The sequence below is a fragment of the Ruegeria sp. AE4 genome (assembly GCF_056542185.1).
Genome location: NZ_JBQFZK010000002.1, coordinates 31,727 through 47,185 on the forward strand (window position 1 = coordinate 31,727; position 15,459 = coordinate 47,185).

Annotated in this window: 17 protein-coding genes; 9 read left to right on the forward strand and 8 right to left on the reverse strand. The window is 60.1% G+C overall.

Annotated features, from left to right (window positions below; all coding sequences use genetic code 11):
* Positions 1–25 precede the first annotated feature (25 nt).
* From ACR0EK_RS04365 to ACR0EK_RS04375, 3 genes are all read right to left on the reverse strand, one after another.
* Positions 26–901, reverse strand: a complete 876-nt coding sequence (locus ACR0EK_RS04365) for a TIGR01459 family HAD-type hydrolase (RefSeq protein ID WP_480565326.1) — start codon at positions 899–901, stop codon at positions 26–28.
* A 191-nt stretch (positions 902–1,092) separates the two neighbouring features.
* A complete protein-coding gene (locus ACR0EK_RS04370; protein WP_480475459.1) occupies positions 1,093–2,013 on the reverse strand; it encodes a manganese-dependent inorganic pyrophosphatase in 921 nt (306 codons plus the stop codon).
* A gap of 110 nt (positions 2,014–2,123) precedes the next feature.
* Positions 2,124–3,104, reverse strand: a complete 981-nt coding sequence (locus ACR0EK_RS04375; protein WP_480565329.1) for a TraB/GumN family protein — start codon at positions 3,102–3,104, stop codon at positions 2,124–2,126.
* A gap of 109 nt (positions 3,105–3,213) precedes the next feature.
* Here ACR0EK_RS04375 and ACR0EK_RS04380 point away from each other — a divergent pair, with 109 nt between their 5' ends.
* The 6 genes from ACR0EK_RS04380 (at position 3,214) to ACR0EK_RS04405 (ending at position 9,067) form a co-directional block, all read left to right on the forward strand.
* Positions 3,214–3,888, forward strand: a complete 675-nt coding sequence (locus ACR0EK_RS04380) for a DUF2161 domain-containing phosphodiesterase (protein ID WP_480487567.1) — start codon at positions 3,214–3,216, stop codon at positions 3,886–3,888.
* Between the two features lie 152 nt (positions 3,889–4,040).
* The gene (groES, locus tag ACR0EK_RS04385) at positions 4,041–4,328 is read left to right on the forward strand and encodes a co-chaperone GroES (RefSeq protein ID WP_170536247.1); all 288 of its coding nucleotides are present in this window, start codon (positions 4,041–4,043) and stop codon (positions 4,326–4,328) included.
* Between the two features lie 53 nt (positions 4,329–4,381).
* The gene (groL, locus tag ACR0EK_RS04390; protein ID WP_267362982.1) at positions 4,382–6,019 is read left to right on the forward strand and encodes a chaperonin GroEL; all 1,638 of its coding nucleotides are present in this window, start codon (positions 4,382–4,384) and stop codon (positions 6,017–6,019) included.
* A gap of 245 nt (positions 6,020–6,264) precedes the next feature.
* Positions 6,265–7,116 (forward strand): DMT family transporter, encoded by an 852-nt coding sequence (locus ACR0EK_RS04395; RefSeq protein WP_480565332.1) that lies wholly within the window; start codon positions 6,265–6,267, stop codon positions 7,114–7,116.
* Between the two features lie 29 nt (positions 7,117–7,145).
* A complete protein-coding gene (locus ACR0EK_RS04400) occupies positions 7,146–7,919 on the forward strand; it encodes an alpha/beta fold hydrolase (protein WP_480565335.1) in 774 nt (257 codons plus the stop codon).
* A complete protein-coding gene (locus ACR0EK_RS04405; protein ID WP_480565338.1) occupies positions 7,916–9,067 on the forward strand; it encodes an alpha-D-ribose 1-methylphosphonate 5-triphosphate diphosphatase in 1,152 nt (383 codons plus the stop codon). Before ACR0EK_RS04400 ends, ACR0EK_RS04405 begins: the two co-directional genes overlap by 4 nt.
* 65 nt (positions 9,068–9,132) lie before the next feature.
* Here ACR0EK_RS04405 and ACR0EK_RS04410 read toward each other — a convergent pair whose 3' ends face one another.
* The 4 genes from ACR0EK_RS04410 to ACR0EK_RS04425 all read right to left on the reverse strand — a co-directional run bounded on the left by ACR0EK_RS04410 (position 9,133) and on the right by ACR0EK_RS04425 (position 11,741).
* Positions 9,133–10,200, reverse strand: a complete 1,068-nt coding sequence (locus tag ACR0EK_RS04410) for a 5-(carboxyamino)imidazole ribonucleotide synthase (RefSeq protein ID WP_480565341.1) — start codon at positions 10,198–10,200, stop codon at positions 9,133–9,135.
* A gap of 2 nt (positions 10,201–10,202) precedes the next feature.
* On the reverse strand, positions 10,203–10,958 hold the full coding sequence (locus ACR0EK_RS04415; RefSeq protein WP_480565344.1) for an NAD(P)-binding domain-containing protein: 756 nt from the start codon (positions 10,956–10,958) through the stop codon (positions 10,203–10,205).
* Positions 10,955–11,440, reverse strand: a complete 486-nt coding sequence (gene purE / locus ACR0EK_RS04420; RefSeq protein ID WP_480539325.1) for a 5-(carboxyamino)imidazole ribonucleotide mutase — start codon at positions 11,438–11,440, stop codon at positions 10,955–10,957. Before purE ends, ACR0EK_RS04415 begins: the two co-directional genes overlap by 4 nt.
* A 76-nt stretch (positions 11,441–11,516) precedes the next feature.
* The gene (locus ACR0EK_RS04425) at positions 11,517–11,741 is read right to left on the reverse strand and encodes a YdcH family protein (RefSeq protein WP_267362973.1); all 225 of its coding nucleotides are present in this window, start codon (positions 11,739–11,741) and stop codon (positions 11,517–11,519) included.
* 163 nt (positions 11,742–11,904) lie between these two features.
* Here ACR0EK_RS04425 and ACR0EK_RS04430 point away from each other — a divergent pair, with 163 nt between their 5' ends.
* The 3 genes from ACR0EK_RS04430 to ACR0EK_RS04440 all read left to right on the forward strand — a co-directional run bounded on the left by ACR0EK_RS04430 (position 11,905) and on the right by ACR0EK_RS04440 (position 13,528).
* Positions 11,905–12,318, forward strand: coding sequence for an Hsp20 family protein (locus tag ACR0EK_RS04430; protein WP_058275530.1), 414 nt, complete (start codon positions 11,905–11,907; stop codon positions 12,316–12,318).
* Positions 12,319–12,323: 5 nt separating this feature from the next.
* Positions 12,324–12,548: a DUF1150 family protein gene (locus tag ACR0EK_RS04435; protein ID WP_209504776.1), complete on the forward strand. Its 225-nt coding sequence runs from the start codon at positions 12,324–12,326 to the stop codon at positions 12,546–12,548.
* A gap of 92 nt (positions 12,549–12,640) precedes the next feature.
* A complete protein-coding gene (locus ACR0EK_RS04440) occupies positions 12,641–13,528 on the forward strand; it encodes a PhzF family phenazine biosynthesis protein (RefSeq protein ID WP_480482244.1) in 888 nt (295 codons plus the stop codon).
* 101 nt (positions 13,529–13,629) lie between these two features.
* Here the strand turns inward: ACR0EK_RS04440 and ACR0EK_RS04445 are convergent, their stop codons facing one another.
* Positions 13,630–15,348, reverse strand: coding sequence for a bifunctional sulfate adenylyltransferase/adenylylsulfate kinase (locus tag ACR0EK_RS04445; RefSeq protein ID WP_267362968.1), 1,719 nt, complete (start codon positions 15,346–15,348; stop codon positions 13,630–13,632).
* Positions 15,349–15,459 lie beyond the last annotated feature (111 nt).

A 15,459-nucleotide genomic window follows, 5' to 3' on the forward strand; every position in this document is an offset into this window, starting at 1 on the left:
TTGCAGAAAATCAAGTCTTTTCTTGCTACCTCAATCGACCGATTGTGTAGGTCGGGTTGATCTTTTCCCTTTCGATATAAGCTGTTAGGGATTCGTGATCCGGATGGTGCGACGTTTTTGTCTCAGCCGCCGCCAGCCCGCCCGAAATGAACAGGGAATCAATGCCTTCACCCATGCCCCCCAGAATGTCCGTATGGGGGCCGTCGCCGATCACCAGAATGTCGCCGTCCGGGATATCATGGCCCAGTTCCTGCAACCTGCGGCGCGCCAGATCGTAGATCGGCGGGTGCGGTTTGCCGAAATACAGGCTCTCGCCGCCCATCTCGGTATAGAGCTTGGCCAAAGCGCCGGCACACCATTCTCGTACTTCGCCGCGATCGACAACAATATCCGGGTTTGCGCACAGCAGCTTCATGCCCATCTGCTTGGCATAGAGGAAATCGGGGCGGTTCACGTCCGGGTCAGCCATCGGATCAAAGGGACCACAGCAGACGATCCCTTCGGCCTCTCTTAGCGGGACACGTTCGATATGGATCGGGTGGTGCAGCAGTTTCAGTGGCTCGAAAAAGCCCGCATCGCGCTGCCATTCTCCCATGAAGTAAACCTTGTGCCCGACAGCGCCACGGAACATCGCCGACCGCGCGGAATCGCCGCTGGTGGCAATGGTGTCATAGGCATCTGCGGGAACATTGAACTGCACCAGTTGCTCGGCCACACCCGCGCGGGGTTTGGGCGAGTTCGTGACCAGCACGACAAGCCCCCCGTCCGCGCGATAGGCTTGAAGGGCTGCGACAGCTTCGGGATAGGCCGTGATCCCGTTGTGAACGCACCCCCACAGATCGACAAACAACGCTTTGTAGCGGGCAGAGATTTCGGACAGCGCGTGAACGATCTGGGTCATATGTGGCCTCAAGCTGAAACTGCACGAGCCTTATGACCGATTGGCAAGGGATTGGCCACCAATCGATCGGTGGCCGCCCTGTATTTCATCTGTCGGGTACAGGTCTGCCCAAGCGCAATGCCGAAGGCGCAGACTCAGGACTAATAATGCGAGGCCTGTTTTACTCAGAACGACAGACCCCGCGCGTTTCTTCAGACCTTCAGGTTCGGAATGATCTGCTTCTTACGGCTCATGATGCCCGGCAGAACCACGGCGTCGCCATCGACGGATGCGCCAAAGCTTTTCTCGGCAACGGTTTTGACCAGATCGTTGGGCACCAGCAGAGTGGCTTCCTCGTTCAGGATATCGACGACGAACAGCAGCACCTGATCGACACCGTCTTCCTTGGCGACATCCACCATCGAACCCGCCAGGCTTGCCTTGCGGTCCAGAATGACGCCCGGCGCAGTGGTTTCCAGAACCGAAACGCGGAATTTGGTGCCATCGACCTCGTATTCCTTGCTGTCCATGCGGATCAGTTCGGCATCCGAGAAGGACGAGACATCCGATTTCGCCGCAAACATGTCTGCCGCGTAAGCCGAGATATCCAGCTCCAGCTCGGCTGCCAGCCGCTCAGCAACCTCGCGGTCATGGGGCGTGGTGGTGGGCGAGCGGAATTCCAGCGTGTCCGAGAGGATGCAGGTCAGTGCCGCGCCCTTGATGGCATCGGGCATCTTGGCCGCATCGTCGCCCATCAGGTCGACCATGATGGTGGCCGTGCAGGCCAGCGGGCGCACGGTGATGTCGATCGGGCCTTTGGTTTCCAGACCACCGACCAGCTTGTGGTGGTCGATGATGGCGCGGATGTCCGCGTCATTGACATTGGCGGGCAGTTCGGCGGGGTTGTTGGTGTCGACGATGACCACCGGAGTGTCCGCGGCCAGATCGTCCAGGATGCGCGGTTTGGGCAGGTCCCAGTTGTCCAGCATGAATGCCGCTTCGGTGTTGGGTTCGCCCAACAGCACGGGCTCGGCCTGCACACCTTTGATTTCGTTAAGGTACCACGACCACAGGATCGGCGAGCCTGTGGAATCGGTGTCGGGGGATTTGTGGCCAAATACGAGCGTTGTCATGTCAGCGTCCTGCGGAATGGAAATTTGCGCGCCTTATAGGGCGGACAAACGTCCTTGTCACGCCACAGCAGCCCGTCTGCGACGCTTGGTCTGAAAACCGCTGAACCGGCTTAGAAAGCGGCGCGTGTCAGCGTGTATCCGGCCTGCCACAGCTGGTTCAGCAAACCGTGATCGTCACTCAGATGACCTGCGCCGACCGCGATCACTGCCGTCTGATCCGTGATGGCCAGAATATGCTCCATCCACAGGGCATTCCGCTGGACCAGCATCTGCTGCTCGAACCCGTTCCATTCCTCATCGAAGACGTCCCGGCTCAGCCCGGATTCCTCGAACCCCTGCAGGCGGGCAAATTGTATGATCTCGGCGTGCTTTTCTTCCAGATATCCATTGGCCATGGTGGCCAGTTGATCGTTGCTTCCCATCATCGCCCCGGACAGGCGCACCAGTGACTCGACCTGCTGTTCCAACGGGTGGCTGTCGAACATGGCGATCAGGTCGTCGATACGTTCCAGCGAGTGTTGCGGAATGCCGTTTTCTGCGGCCAGATCATTCAGGCGGGCGTCCATGCCGTAGGTCCCGTTCGGATCTTCCATCATGCAGGGCGGGATGCTCAGCATCATGCTCAAGAACCACGGTCGCATTTTGGCCGCCATCCAGCCGGGAATGCCGCGCTGGTTCAACGCGGTCGAGAATGCGGCCCAGTCTTCATCTCCCATCAGGTCGATCAGGGTCGGCCCGGATGTGATCATTACAGCGCTGAGATTATTGGCCAGGTTTTTTTCGAATGCGTCCATGTCAGTCTGTGTGACTTCGAAATAGAACGCGTCAGCCTTGCTCAGGTCCGGAGACAGGCGTTCGACCACCTTTTCCATGCGTTCGTCATACGTGTGCAGGGTGCCAATGATGTGCAGAACCGTGTCATCCTTGCGCGCAATCCAGTGGTTGCCTTCAGGAAAGGGGATGTCCGCCACCGCGCGCTGCAATTCGGCCCGCGCGTCATCCGACAGCTGCGGGCGCAGGTCCTGCCCATCGCACGCAGCCGCAGCCGTGATCGGGGCCATTAGAAAAGCAAGAAATGTCAGCAGGCGCATGAACCCATCCGGTGTTGTGTCATCAAGGTGTTCCAGACATAGCCATGCCTGCGACCCATGTTCAAGCAACCCGTCTGGTATTCCTCAACAATCTGCGTAGCATAGGCCCATGAACCGCGAGCAGGACCTCTATCCCCCGATCAAGGCGCTCTTGGAGCGTCAGGGATACATCGTCAAAGGAGAAGTGGGCGCAGCCGATATCGTCGCCATGCGCGAAGACGAGCCGCCTGTGATTGTCGAGCTCAAGCTCAGGTTCACGCTGTCCCTGTTCCATCAGGCAATTGCCCGCCTGAAACTCACGGATCAGGTCTATATCGGGGTCAGCAAACCCACCGGGCGCACGGCCCGACGGGCGCTCAGGGACAATATTGCGCTGTGCCGCAGGCTTGGTCTGGGTCTGATCACCGTGCGTTCCGATGGCACGGTCGAGGTGCAATGCGATCCGGGCCCCTATGCGCCGCGCAAGAACAAGGCCAGGGCGGCGCGGCTGCTGCGCGAATTCGACCGGCTGGAGGGCGACCCCAATTCCGGGGGCGCGACACGTCATGGGATCGTGACGGCCTACCGCCAGGATGCGCTGAAATGCGCGGCCTTTCTGGCCGAACACGGCCCGGCCAAAGGGGGCGAGGTCGCCAGATCGGTGGGTGTTCCGGTCGCCACCCGGTTGATGCGGGAAAATCACTATGGCTGGTTCGAGAAGGTTGAAAAAGGTGTCTACGCACTTACCTCTGAGGGAACAGACGGCTTGAAACACTGGGCCTACAGCTGGGAACAGGCCGACTAGGCCGTTCTCAAAAAAATCCCAAACACCTTGTTGACTCGGCGTTTTAGACTCCCTAGCTATGCGTCGTTATCACTCACACACACCGAGTGCTAACGCCTCGTCGAATGGCGAGGGGAGGATAAACAAAACTTTGAGCCCAAGGAGCTGCAAAGATGGCATTGAAACCGCTTCATGACCGTGTGCTGGTTCGCCGTACCGAAAGCGATGAAAAAACCGCCGGCGGACTGATCATTCCTGACAGCGCAAAAGAAAAGCCCAGCGAAGGCGAAGTCGTCGCAACCGGCGAAGGCGCGCGCAAGGACAGCGGCGAGCTGATCGCAATGGCGGTCAAGGCTGGCGACAAGATCCTGTTCGGCAAATGGTCGGGCACCGAGGTCCAGGTCGACGGCGAAGAGCTGCTGATGATGAAAGAAAGCGACATCATGGGGATCATCGAGTAAGCCCGCGCTTTCTCTGATCTTCCACTCAACACATTTTCTCAAGGAGAAACGACATGGCTGCAAAGGACGTCAAGTTCGACACCGATGCCCGCAACAAGATGCTGAAAGGCGTCAACATTCTGGCGGATGCTGTCAAAGTGACCCTGGGCCCTAAAGGCCGCAACGTGGTTCTGGACAAATCCTTCGGCGCACCGCGCATCACCAAAGACGGTGTTTCGGTTGCCAAGGAAATCGAACTGGAAGACAAGTTCGAAAACATGGGCGCGCAGATGGTGAAAGAAGTCGCCAGCCGCACCAATGACGAAGCCGGCGACGGCACCACCACCGCGACCGTTCTGGCGCAGGCCATCGTAAAAGAAGGCCTGAAGCAGGTTGCAGCGGGCCTGAACCCGATGGACCTGAAGCGCGGCATCGACCTGGCAACCGCCAAAGTTGTCGAAGGCATCCGTGCTGCTTCGCGCGAAGTCAAAGACTCGGCAGAAGTTGCTCAGGTTGGCACCATCTCGGCCAACGGCGAAGCTGAAATTGGCCAGCAGATCGCGGACGCGATGCAGAAGGTTGGCAACGAAGGCGTCATCACCGTCGAAGAAAACAAAGGTCTGGAAACCGAGACCGATGTTGTCGAAGGTATGCAGTTCGACCGCGGCTATCTGTCGCCTTACTTCGTCACCAACGCAGACAAGATGATCGCAGAACTCGACGACTGCATGATCCTGCTGCACGAAAAGAAACTGTCCTCGCTGCAGCCGATGGTTCCTCTGCTCGAGCAGGTGATCCAGTCGCAAAAGCCGCTGCTGATCATTGCAGAAGACGTTGAAGGTGAAGCGCTGGCAACTCTGGTTGTCAACAAACTGCGCGGCGGCCTGAAAATTGCTGCTGTCAAGGCACCGGGCTTCGGCGATCGCCGTAAGGCCATGCTGCAGGACATCGCAATCCTGACCGGCGGTCAGGTGATCAGCGAAGATCTGGGCATGAAGCTTGAGAATGTCACCATGGACATGCTGGGCACCGCCAAGAAGATCGAGATCAGCAAAGACGAAACCACCATCGTCGACGGTGCTGGCGAGAAAGCCGAGATCGAAGCACGTGTTGCTCAGATCCGCACCCAGATCGAAGAAACCTCGTCGGATTACGACCGTGAGAAGCTGCAGGAACGCGTTGCCAAACTGGCAGGCGGTGTTGCCGTTATCCGCGTCGGCGGCATGACCGAAGTTGAAGTGAAAGAGCGTAAGGACCGTGTGGACGATGCTCTGAATGCAACACGCGCAGCCGTTCAGGAAGGCGTCGTTGTAGGCGGTGGTGTTGCTCTGGTTCAGGCCGGTAAAGCACTGGAATCGCTGAAAGGCGCAAACGCTGATCAGGACGCAGGCATCAACATCGTGCGCAAGGCTATCGAAGCGCCGCTGCGCCAGATCGCCGAAAACGCAGGCGTTGACGGTGCGGTTGTTGCAGGCAAAGTGCGCGAATCTTCGGATCCGGCCTTTGGCTTCAATGCTCAGACCGAAGAATATGGCGACATGTTCTCGTTCGGCGTGATCGACCCGGCCAAAGTTGTTCGTACCGCTCTGGAAGATGCGGCATCGGTTGCCGGCCTGCTGGTCACCACCGAAGCGATGGTTGCAGACAAACCGCAAAAAGATGCACCTGCTGGCGGCATGCCCGACATGGGCGGCATGGGGGGCATGATGTAAGCACGTCGAATTCGCCTAAGCGAATTCTGACGACCCCTGACAGGCGTTTGGCTGCAAGGTCAGGCTGTCGAGAGGGGAAGCAAAGTGCTAACGGACGGGGTCGCCTTTTGGCGGCCCCGTTTCATTTCCGATGGCCGCAATGCGGCCATGCCTCCGGCGGGAGTATTTTGGAAAAGATGAAGCCTGGGCCGCGTGTGCCCGAATTGTGAGTGTCCAACTCGCCGCCAAGTCGGTATGTGGTTGAAATGCGACTGTTCCTTCTGACCGCCCTAACCATGTGCGCCTTTGCGGCGAACTCCATTCTGAACCGGCTGGCTATCGACAGCGGGTCCAGTGATCCCGCGGGGTTTGCCATTATCCGGGTTCTGGCGGGGGCGTTGGTTCTGGCCGCACTGATCCTGCTGCGTAGAGGACATTTGCCCCTGCGCAACCGCAGGCGCGTCATCGGGGCCGGGTCGCTTTCCCTGTATATGATCGGGTTTTCCATTGCCTATCTGACGTTGGATGCGGGGCTGGGCGCGCTTATCCTGTTTGCCGTTGTGCAGATCACCATGTTCGCCGCCACCGCCCTTACCGGGGCCAAACCCACCCGACGACAGTTGGCCGGGGCAGCGATTGCACTGGGTGGTCTGGCCTGTGTCCTGTGGCCCACGGGAACAGTGCGGGTCGATCCGACCGGAACCGTTTTGATGATTGCAGCCGGGATCGGCTGGGCAGCCTATTCACTGGCCGGGCGGTCCGAGCCTGACGCATTGCAAGGCACGGCAGCGAATTTCATCGCCGCGCTGCCGGTGACCGCGCTGGCCCTGATGGCCACAGGGGCAGAGTGGCACATGACCGGAATGGGCTATCTCCTCGCGGTCCTTTCGGGTGGCGTAACATCTGGTCTGGGATACGCCTTGTGGTATCGCGTCCTGCCCCGGCTGGCACCGTCGACGGCGGCAGTCGTTCAGCTCAGCGTGCCGGTGATCGCGATTGTGGGCGGCGTGGTGCTGTTGGGGGAAAGCGCGGGCGTGCGGCTGCTTGTTGGTGCGGCACTGGTTTTGGGCGGTATCGCGCTGGCTGTCCTGCGACGTCAACGCGGGAAGGGCTTTTAACGCAGGTGCACAGGCTTTATCTGGCGGGTATGAGAATTCTGATCGCCCTGCTTTGTTGTCTATTTCCCGCCGTGGCCAACGCGAAATGCGTTGTCCTGCTGCACGGTCTTGCCCGGACCGAGGCGTCGTTCAGCGTGATGGAACAACTGTTCAAAGCGAATGGCTATTCCGTGGTGCGCCCCGGTTACCCTTCGACCGAAATCGGTATCCCCGAACTGGCCGAACAAACCATCCCGCAAGCATTTGCAGCCTGCGGCAGTGACACCGTCAATGTCGTTGCGCATTCCATGGGTGGCATCCTGTTGCGATATTGGTTGCAGGACCACAGCCCTGAAAACATGGGCCGTGTCGTCATGCTGGGGCCACCCAATCAGGGTAGCCAGCTGGTCGATGAACTCAGCGCGTGGGAGGTGTTCGGATACCTGAACGGCCCGGCCGGACTGCAACTGGGCACGGGCCCGGATGGAATTCCCAGCCGCCTGCCGCCTGTGGATTTCGAACTGGGGGTCATCGCAGGTGATCAGTCCCTGAACCTCGTGTTTTCATCTCTGATCGACGGCCCGGACGATGGCAAGGTGTCGGTCGAATCCACCAAAGTCGAAGGCATGGCCGATCATCTCGTCTTGCCGGTGACCCACACTTTCATGATGAACAACCCGCAGGTCATGGCACAGGCTCTGCACTTTATCGAATTTGGTCGGTTCGATCCCCAGATCACTTGGCTGGACGGTGTGATGGACGTAATAGACGAGATCTGCATCGGGCAGAATTGCTCGGAACCGGGGGCGGAGCCATCAGAATGACCACATTGGAACTGACATTGACCGGTGCCGAGGTTCTGCTACCGGATGAAGGGCTGTCACGCGCGGAGCTTTCCGTTGCAGGTGGGGTCATTCAGAAAGACGCAACCGGGCGGCGGATTGACCTGACCGGGTTTCTTGTTCTGCCAGGTATTGTCGACTTGCACGGCGATGGGTTCGAACGCCATATCGCCCCACGTCGCGGCGCGATGAAGCAGATGAATGAGGGCATTCTGTCGGTCGAGGCCGAACTGGCCGCCAACGGCATCACCACAGCCGTTCTGGCGCAGTTTTACAGCTGGGAAGGCGGCGTGCGCGGCCCGGACTTTGCCGCGCAGGTGTTTGCGGCCATCGCAGCGGTCAAGGGCAGCACGGTCACCGATCTGATCCCGCAATTGCGGTTCGAGACCAATATGCTCGCGGATTACGACGGGCTGGCCCGTCGCATCGCCGATTGGCAGGTGCCATACGTGGTCTTCAATGATCACCTGCCGCATGATCGTTTGGCACAGGGCAAGAAACCACCGCGCCTGACCGGGCAGGCATTGAAGGCCGGACGCAACCCAGAGGCGCATTTTGCGATGCTGCTCGACATGCACGCCCGCAAGGCTGAGGTTCCGGCCGCGCTAAAAGCGCTCTGTTCGGACCTTGCGGACATGGGCGTGCGTCTGGGCAGCCACGATGACGCAACTGCCGAGGCGCGCGCTTGGTGGCGCAGCCAAGGGGTGCGTATTGCCGAGTTTCCCGAAACGCTTGAAGCCGCCGAGGCGGCGCGCGCTGCCGGGGATCACGTCATTCTCGGCTCGCCCAATGTGGTCCGCGGCGGCTCGCATAAGGGCAATGCCAGCGCGGTAGAGCTGATCGCCATGGGGCTCTGTGATGCGCTGGCCTCGGATTACCATTATCCCAGTCCACGCCGCGCGGCGCTGATGCTGATCAAAACCGGGCTGCTGGATCTCGCAGGGGCCTGGGCGCTGATCTCATCCGGCCCCGCGCGGGTGCTGGACTTGCAGGACCGGGGCACGCTTGCCGCGGGCAAACGCGCCGATCTGGTAATCCTTGACGCAACCACTCACCGGGTCGCCGCGACACTGGCGGGCGGGCGCGTCAGCTACATGTCAGGGGATATCGCGGCGCGCTTTGTGGGGTGAAACCAGACCGGCTTCACCTTTTTTTAAATACTCTCGCCGAAGGCATCGCGCCGCAGCGCGATATTCTACCGCATGATCCGGTTGAAATGTCCCATCTTGCGACCGGCCTTGACCTCGGCCTTGCCGTAAAGATGCAGCGCGACGTCCCGTTCGCGCGCCAGCTCGGGCACACGGTCCATATCGTCGCCAATCAGGTTCTCCATCACCACATCCGAGTGGCGCTGCCCGTCGCCCAACGGCCAGCCCGCCACAGCGCGGATGTGCTGTTCGAACTGATCCACGGCGCAGCCATTCTGCGTCCAGTGGCCCGAGTTATGCACGCGCGGCGCGATCTCGTTCACGATCAGCCCGCCGGGTGTCACGAACAGCTCAACGCCCATGACACCGACATATTCCAGCGCGTTCAGGATATTGGCCGCCAGCAGGATGGCATCGGTGCGCTGGGCGGGGGACAGTCGGGCAGGGATGGTGGTGGTGTGCAGGATGCCGTCGCGGTGCACATTCTCACCCGGATCAAAACAGGCCACCTGACCATCCAGCCCCCGCGCTGCAATGATCGAAACCTCGTGTGAGAAATCAACGAACCCCTCCAGAAGGGCAGGCGCACCAGCCATATCGGCCAGCGCGGCCTCGGCATCCCGGGGGGTGCGCAATCTGGCTTGTCCTTTGCCGTCATAGCCAAAGCGGCGGGTCTTCAGGATGGCGGGGGCGCCGATTTCTTCGATGGCCGCATTCAGGCTGTCCAGATCGGTGATATCCGCAAACGGAGCCGTTTTCAGGCCAAGCCCCTGCAGGAACGTCTTCTCGGTCAGGCGGTCCTGACTGACCCTCAATGCCTCACGCCCGGGACGAATGGGGCGATGGGCTTCCAGAATATCCAATGCCTCGGTCGGGATGTTCTCGAACTCATAGGTGATGACGTCCACCGCATCGGCGAAGGCCGTCAAGGCGTCGATATCGTCGTAGGCCGCTGTCGTAACCCGATCCGCAACCTGCCCGGCAGGCGGGTTTGCGCCCGGCTCGTAGATGTGGCTGACAAACCCCAGCCGAGAGGCCGCCACCGACAGCATCCGGCCCAGCTGGCCGCCACCCAGAATCCCAATCACTGCACCTTGGGCGAGCATCTCCGCCATCGTCAATTCTCCAAACGTTTTCCAATTGCGCCAAGCGCCGCTCTCAGCGCCTCATGCGCGCCCTGTTCGATCAGGGTGCCCGTCATTTGCAGGCTCAAAGTACCTTCGGTCGCCAAAGCGTCGCGCTCCTGTGCCAACCGCCCGGCTGTGCCTTTTTCCATCGCGGCGAGAAAACCCGCCATCAACTGCGTGGTATAGAACTCGGCCCCGTCCGCATCGCCGGTTACGTCACCCAGCCATTCGGCCCCGGTGGCCATCAGATCCAGAACGCCGGGAACCATGGCACAAATGGCAAAATGCGCGTTCAGCGCCGCTTCATCCGCAACCTTGACCACTGGGTTTTCCGGCTCAAACAGCTCGGCCAGCAAGCGGTCATTGCCGAACGCCGCCATCGGGCAGCCACCGGACTGCAAGAACCCCAGCGGGATGGTTTGGACGAAATCCGACGCAGGGGCGCAAAGCTTGGCCAAATCCTCGGCGGAAACGGCCGCCATAACCGACACAACCTGCTGATCGGCGCGAAAGGTCAGGGGGGCCAGAACCTCGGCCGCGATATGCGGGCGCAGGCACAGAAACACGATGTCCGAGGCGTCAATCACCGCTTGCGGCGGCGCGATAGTCACGCCCAGTTCGGCCTTCAGGTCAGCCGAGACCTCGGCGTTGCGTTCTGTCACGCTGATCTCATGCCCTTTGGCGGCCATCAGCCGCGCAATCGGCGCGGCGATATGCCCGGTGCCGATAAACCCGATCCGGCTCATCCCAGCGGTTCCTCGGGGATTGAGGCGGACAACGCGTCACGCCAGGCATCCAGCCGCGCGGCCAGGGCTTCATCCTGCAAGGCCAGAATGCCCGCTGCCATCAGGCCCGCATTGGCTCCGCCAGCCGACCCGATTGCCATGGTCGCCACCGGAAAGCCCTTGGGCATCTGCACAATGGAATACAGCGAATCCACCCCCGACAGGGCCCGCGTCTGCACAGGCACGCCAATCACCGGTACGCGTGTTTTCGAGGCCATCATACCCGGCAGATGTGCCGCTCCGCCAGCGCCCGCGATGATCACCTGCAACCCGCGTGATACGGCGGTCTTGCCATAGTCCCACAACCGGTCCGGGGTGCGATGGGCCGAAACGATACGCGCCTCATAAGCGATGCCCAGTTCATCCAGAATATCTGCGGCTTCCTTCATCGTGGGCCAGTCCGACTGGCTGCCCATGATGATCCCCACTGTCACATCGCTCATCCGCTTACGTCCCCGCGCTCAGAAAGAGCGCGCACTATAGCCAAATCCGCTTTTGTGGCAATGCGGTACAGGGCGTTCAGGCAATGATATCGGGGGTCAGGCGGTCTTCGATCAGGCGGATGAAGTCTTTCAGGCGCAGTTTTTCCTTTTTCAGACGCCGAAGGGTCAACTGATCAGCCGTTCCTTTTTCGTGCAGCGCCTCGATCGCCTCATCAAGGTCGCGGTGCTGGCGGCGAAAAACCTCCAACTCAACCCGCAGAACTTCTTCGGTTTTCATCGAAAGGTCGGTGGGCGCGTTCATTGGCGACTCGGGCTTGTTGTGGTGCTTGCCCAACAAGATAGTGTGTCAGACGTTATCGCGCCAGACCTTGTGGACATCCTGTTTTCTTCCCATATTCTATAACAAGCGGTTGCCGGAACGGGACCGCGCACCACGTCGCTTTGACAATAAAGGACGAAAATACGTGTCGAAACTTACTCTTGGCTCATACCCGCATCTTTTGGGGTTCGAGCAGCTGGAACGCCTTCTGGAACGGTCTGCAAAGGCCGGTAATGAAGGATACCCGCCCTATAACATCGAACAGACCTCGGACTTTTCCTACCGCATCACCCTTGCGGTGGCCGGGTTCGCCGAAGAGGATCTGTCGATCACCATCGAGGATCGCCAACTGGTGATCCGGGGCCGTCAGCGCGACGACAGCGAGGGGCGCATCTTCCTGCACCGTGGTATCGCGGCGCGTCAGTTTCAGCGCATGTTCGTGCTGGCTGACGGGGTCGAGGTGGGAGAGGCGATCATGGAAAACGGTCTGCTGCATGTGGATCTGACCCGCGCCGTGCCGGAAACCGTGGTTCAGACAATCAACATACGGAAGGGGTAAGAGCAATGAATACACCGATTGAAATCAACACCGAAGGCGATCGTATCGTCTATGTGAAAACAGTCGACGTTGCCGATCTGCCGCGTGATCTGCGCGATCAGGCAGGTGATCTGGATCACCTTTATGCCGTGCACGATTCCGATGGGCAGCAACTGGCACTTGTGGCCGACCGCAAGCTGGCCTTCGTTCTGGCCCGTCAGCACGACCTGTCACCTGTGGCCGTTCACTGAACGGCCCCTTTGTCCGGTGGGGCTGAAACGTTGCCCGCAACACACGCGCATCGGCGAAACTGCCGCTTTTAACCTGTAACGGAGCCGACTGCATGAGCTGGTTTGAATTCGACTGGGTAGACGCCTTCACCAATCGTGCATTCGGCGGCAACGGTTGTGCCGTGGTCCACGGCGGCGCGGGTCTCTCGGCCGAGGTCTGCATGGCCTATGTGCGCGAAACCTCTCTGGTCGAATGCACATTCACCGGCCCGTCCGACGTGGCCGACATCCGCGTCCGTTATTTTCTGGCCAGCCGTGAAATTCCCTTTGCCGGTCATCCGACGATTGCCACCGTAGCGGCGATGCGGTCGCGCGGCATGATCTCCGGTGATAACCTGACGCTGGAAACCGGCGCTGGTATCGTTTCGATCGGTTTGCAGGGCGAACAGATTGAGATGACGCAGGTCGCACCGCAATTTGGTGCGCATGTGCCAGCCGATCTGGTGGCAAAGGCGATCAGCCTGCCGCAAGAAGCCATCATCTCGCCACCCCGGATGGTTTCAACCGGCTTGCCCTTCTGTATTACCGTTCTGCGCGATCATGACGCTTTGCGCGCGGCCCGCCTGTCCGAGGACGCGCTGCGCAAAGTGGCTGCGACGGCAGGGTATTCCGGCTCGGACATGGCCGAGCCTTTCCTCGTGACGCTCCAAGGGGCCACCGACGCGGGCGATACGTTCTCGCGCCTGCTCATGGCCCCGCCCAGCCCGCCCGAGGATCCGTTTACCGGGTCTGCCACCGGGGCCATGGCGGCTTATCTGTGGAAATACGGGCTGATGACCAAAGACAGTTTCGTTGCTGAACAGGGGCACGATATGGGTCGCCCCGGCCAGGCCGTTGTCACGCGCGTTGGCCCCACCGATGCGATGACGGGAATCAAGGTAGCCGGTCAGGGGCATATCCTGATGCGCGGGCAGGTTGATCTGCCAGAAGCCACCCAGTAGCCGAACCGTTCCCGTCCCCAGGGACTGCCCGGAACACCTCAGACTATCAAAACAAAAACGGCCCCCGAAAACCGGAGGCCGCTGTGTTTCATTCATCTGGTTCAGCCTGCTGCGATCAGGCCCATGCTTTCCAGCTTCAGCAGCACCTGATGAGCGCAGTTGTCGACCTCGACATTTTCGGTCTCGACACGCAATTCAGGGTTCTGAGGCACGTCATACGGGTCCGAGATACCGGTGAATTCCTTGATCTTGCCTTCGCGCGCCAGCTTGTACAGACCCTTGCGGTCGCGCCGCTCACATTCTTCGATGGTGGTCGCAACATGCACTTCGCAGAAGGCACCGAACTGCTCGATCTCTTCGCGTACCGCGCGGCGCGTGGTGGCATAAGGTGCGATCGGCGCGCAGATGGCGATGCCGCCGTTCTTGGTGATCTCGGATGCGACATATCCGATCCGGCGGATGTTCAGGTCGCGATGCTCTTTCGAGAAACCCAGTTCGGATGACAGGTTTTTCCGCACGATATCGCCATCCAGCAACGTGACCGGACGGCCCCCCATCTCCATCAGCTTGACCATAAGCGCGTTGGCGATGGTGGACTTGCCCGAGCCCGAGAAGCCGGTGAAGAACACGGTAAAGCCCTGCTGGCTGCGTGGCGGCTTGGTCTTGCGCAGCTCTGCCACCACTTCGGGAAAGCTGAACCATTCGGGGATTTCCAGACCCTCGGCCAGACGGCGGCGCAGCTCGGTGCCCGAGATGTTCAGGATCGTGACATTGTCCTTGTCCAGAATCTCGTCATTCGGCTCGTATTGCGCGCGTTCCTGCACATAGACCATGTGTTTGAAATCGACCATCTCGACGCCGATCTCGTCCTGGAACTGGCGGAACAGGTCCTGCGCGTCATAGGGGCCATAGAAATCTTCACCGGCCGAGTTCTTGCCCGGGCCCGCGTGATCGCGGCCAACGATGAAATGAGTGCAGCCATGGTTGGCACGGATCAGCCCGTGCCAGACCGCCTCGCGCGGGCCAGCCATACGCATGGCCAGATTCAGCAGGCTCATCGAGGTGGTGGATGCGGGATACTTGTCCAGCACCGCCTCATAGCAGCGCACGCGGGTAAAGTGGTCCACATCGCCCGGCTTGGTCATGCCGACGACCGGGTGGATCAGCAGGTTGGCCTGCGCTTCCTTGGCGGCGCGGAAGGTCAGCTCCTGATGCGCACGGTGCAAGGGGTTGCGGGTCTGGAAGGCCACGATCCGGCGCCAGCCCAGCTTGCGGAAATAGGCGCGCAGCTCGTTCGGTGTATCGCGGCGACCGCGGAAGTCATAGTGAACAGGCTGCTGGATGCCCACGACAGGGCCACCCAGATAGACCTTGCCCGCCACATTGTGCAGATAATTCACAGCCGGGTGGGCATCGTCATCGGCACCAAAAACCTTCTCGGCCTCGCGGGCCTTGTTCGGGGTCCAGCGGTCAGTGACCGTCATGGTGCCCAGAATCACGCCTTCCTGATCGCGCAGCGCGATATCCTGACCCAGTTCGATCTTGTCCGCAAAATCTTCGCTGACGTCCAGCGTGATGGGCATCGGCCAAAGCGTGCCATCAGCCAGACGCATGTTTTCGACGACATTGTCGTAATCGGCTTCGCTCAGGAAACCTTTGAGCGGGTTGAAACCGCCATTCATCAGCAGTTCCAGATCACAGATCTGGCGCGGGCTCAGATCCCAGCTGGTCAGGTCGGCGGCTTCGACCTTCAGTTTCTGGGCCGAGTCATACGACACATAAAGTTCGGGAATGGGGGCCAGATTGCTTAACATCGTCATCTGAATACTCTTATCGCAGTGTTGTGTTGCCAGTGATTCAAGGGCGTTTTCGGGGCATTTGCACCGACTGTTGGGCGAAGTCCACTGGCGTCAATGAAACAAAGGACGATA

Excerpts from the sequence above, each read along its gene's own strand:
- ACR0EK_RS04365 (WP_480565326.1), bottom strand. The coding sequence starts at position 901 with ATGACCCAGATCGTTCACGCGCTGTCCGAAATCTCTGCCCGCTACAAA.
- ACR0EK_RS04370 (WP_480475459.1), bottom strand. The coding sequence starts at position 2,013 with ATGACAACGCTCGTATTTGGCCACAAATCCCCCGACACCGATTCCACA.
- ACR0EK_RS04375 (WP_480565329.1), bottom strand. The coding sequence starts at position 3,104 with ATGCGCCTGCTGACATTTCTTGCTTTTCTAATGGCCCCGATCACGGCT.
- ACR0EK_RS04380 (WP_480487567.1), top strand. The coding sequence starts at position 3,214 with ATGAACCGCGAGCAGGACCTCTATCCCCCGATCAAGGCGCTCTTGGAG.
- groES (WP_170536247.1), top strand. The coding sequence starts at position 4,041 with ATGGCATTGAAACCGCTTCATGACCGTGTGCTGGTTCGCCGTACCGAA.
- groL (WP_267362982.1), top strand. The coding sequence starts at position 4,382 with ATGGCTGCAAAGGACGTCAAGTTCGACACCGATGCCCGCAACAAGATG.
- ACR0EK_RS04395 (WP_480565332.1), top strand. The coding sequence starts at position 6,265 with ATGCGACTGTTCCTTCTGACCGCCCTAACCATGTGCGCCTTTGCGGCG.
- ACR0EK_RS04400 (WP_480565335.1), top strand. The coding sequence starts at position 7,146 with ATGAGAATTCTGATCGCCCTGCTTTGTTGTCTATTTCCCGCCGTGGCC.
- ACR0EK_RS04405 (WP_480565338.1), top strand. The coding sequence starts at position 7,916 with ATGACCACATTGGAACTGACATTGACCGGTGCCGAGGTTCTGCTACCG.
- ACR0EK_RS04410 (WP_480565341.1), bottom strand. The coding sequence starts at position 10,200 with ATGGCGGAGATGCTCGCCCAAGGTGCAGTGATTGGGATTCTGGGTGGC.
- ACR0EK_RS04415 (WP_480565344.1), bottom strand. The coding sequence starts at position 10,958 with ATGAGCCGGATCGGGTTTATCGGCACCGGGCATATCGCCGCGCCGATT.
- purE (WP_480539325.1), bottom strand. The coding sequence starts at position 11,440 with ATGAGCGATGTGACAGTGGGGATCATCATGGGCAGCCAGTCGGACTGG.
- ACR0EK_RS04425 (WP_267362973.1), bottom strand. The coding sequence starts at position 11,741 with ATGAACGCGCCCACCGACCTTTCGATGAAAACCGAAGAAGTTCTGCGG.
- ACR0EK_RS04435 (WP_209504776.1), top strand. The coding sequence starts at position 12,324 with ATGAATACACCGATTGAAATCAACACCGAAGGCGATCGTATCGTCTAT.
- ACR0EK_RS04440 (WP_480482244.1), top strand. The coding sequence starts at position 12,641 with ATGAGCTGGTTTGAATTCGACTGGGTAGACGCCTTCACCAATCGTGCA.
- ACR0EK_RS04445 (WP_267362968.1), bottom strand. The coding sequence starts at position 15,348 with ATGACGATGTTAAGCAATCTGGCCCCCATTCCCGAACTTTATGTGTCG.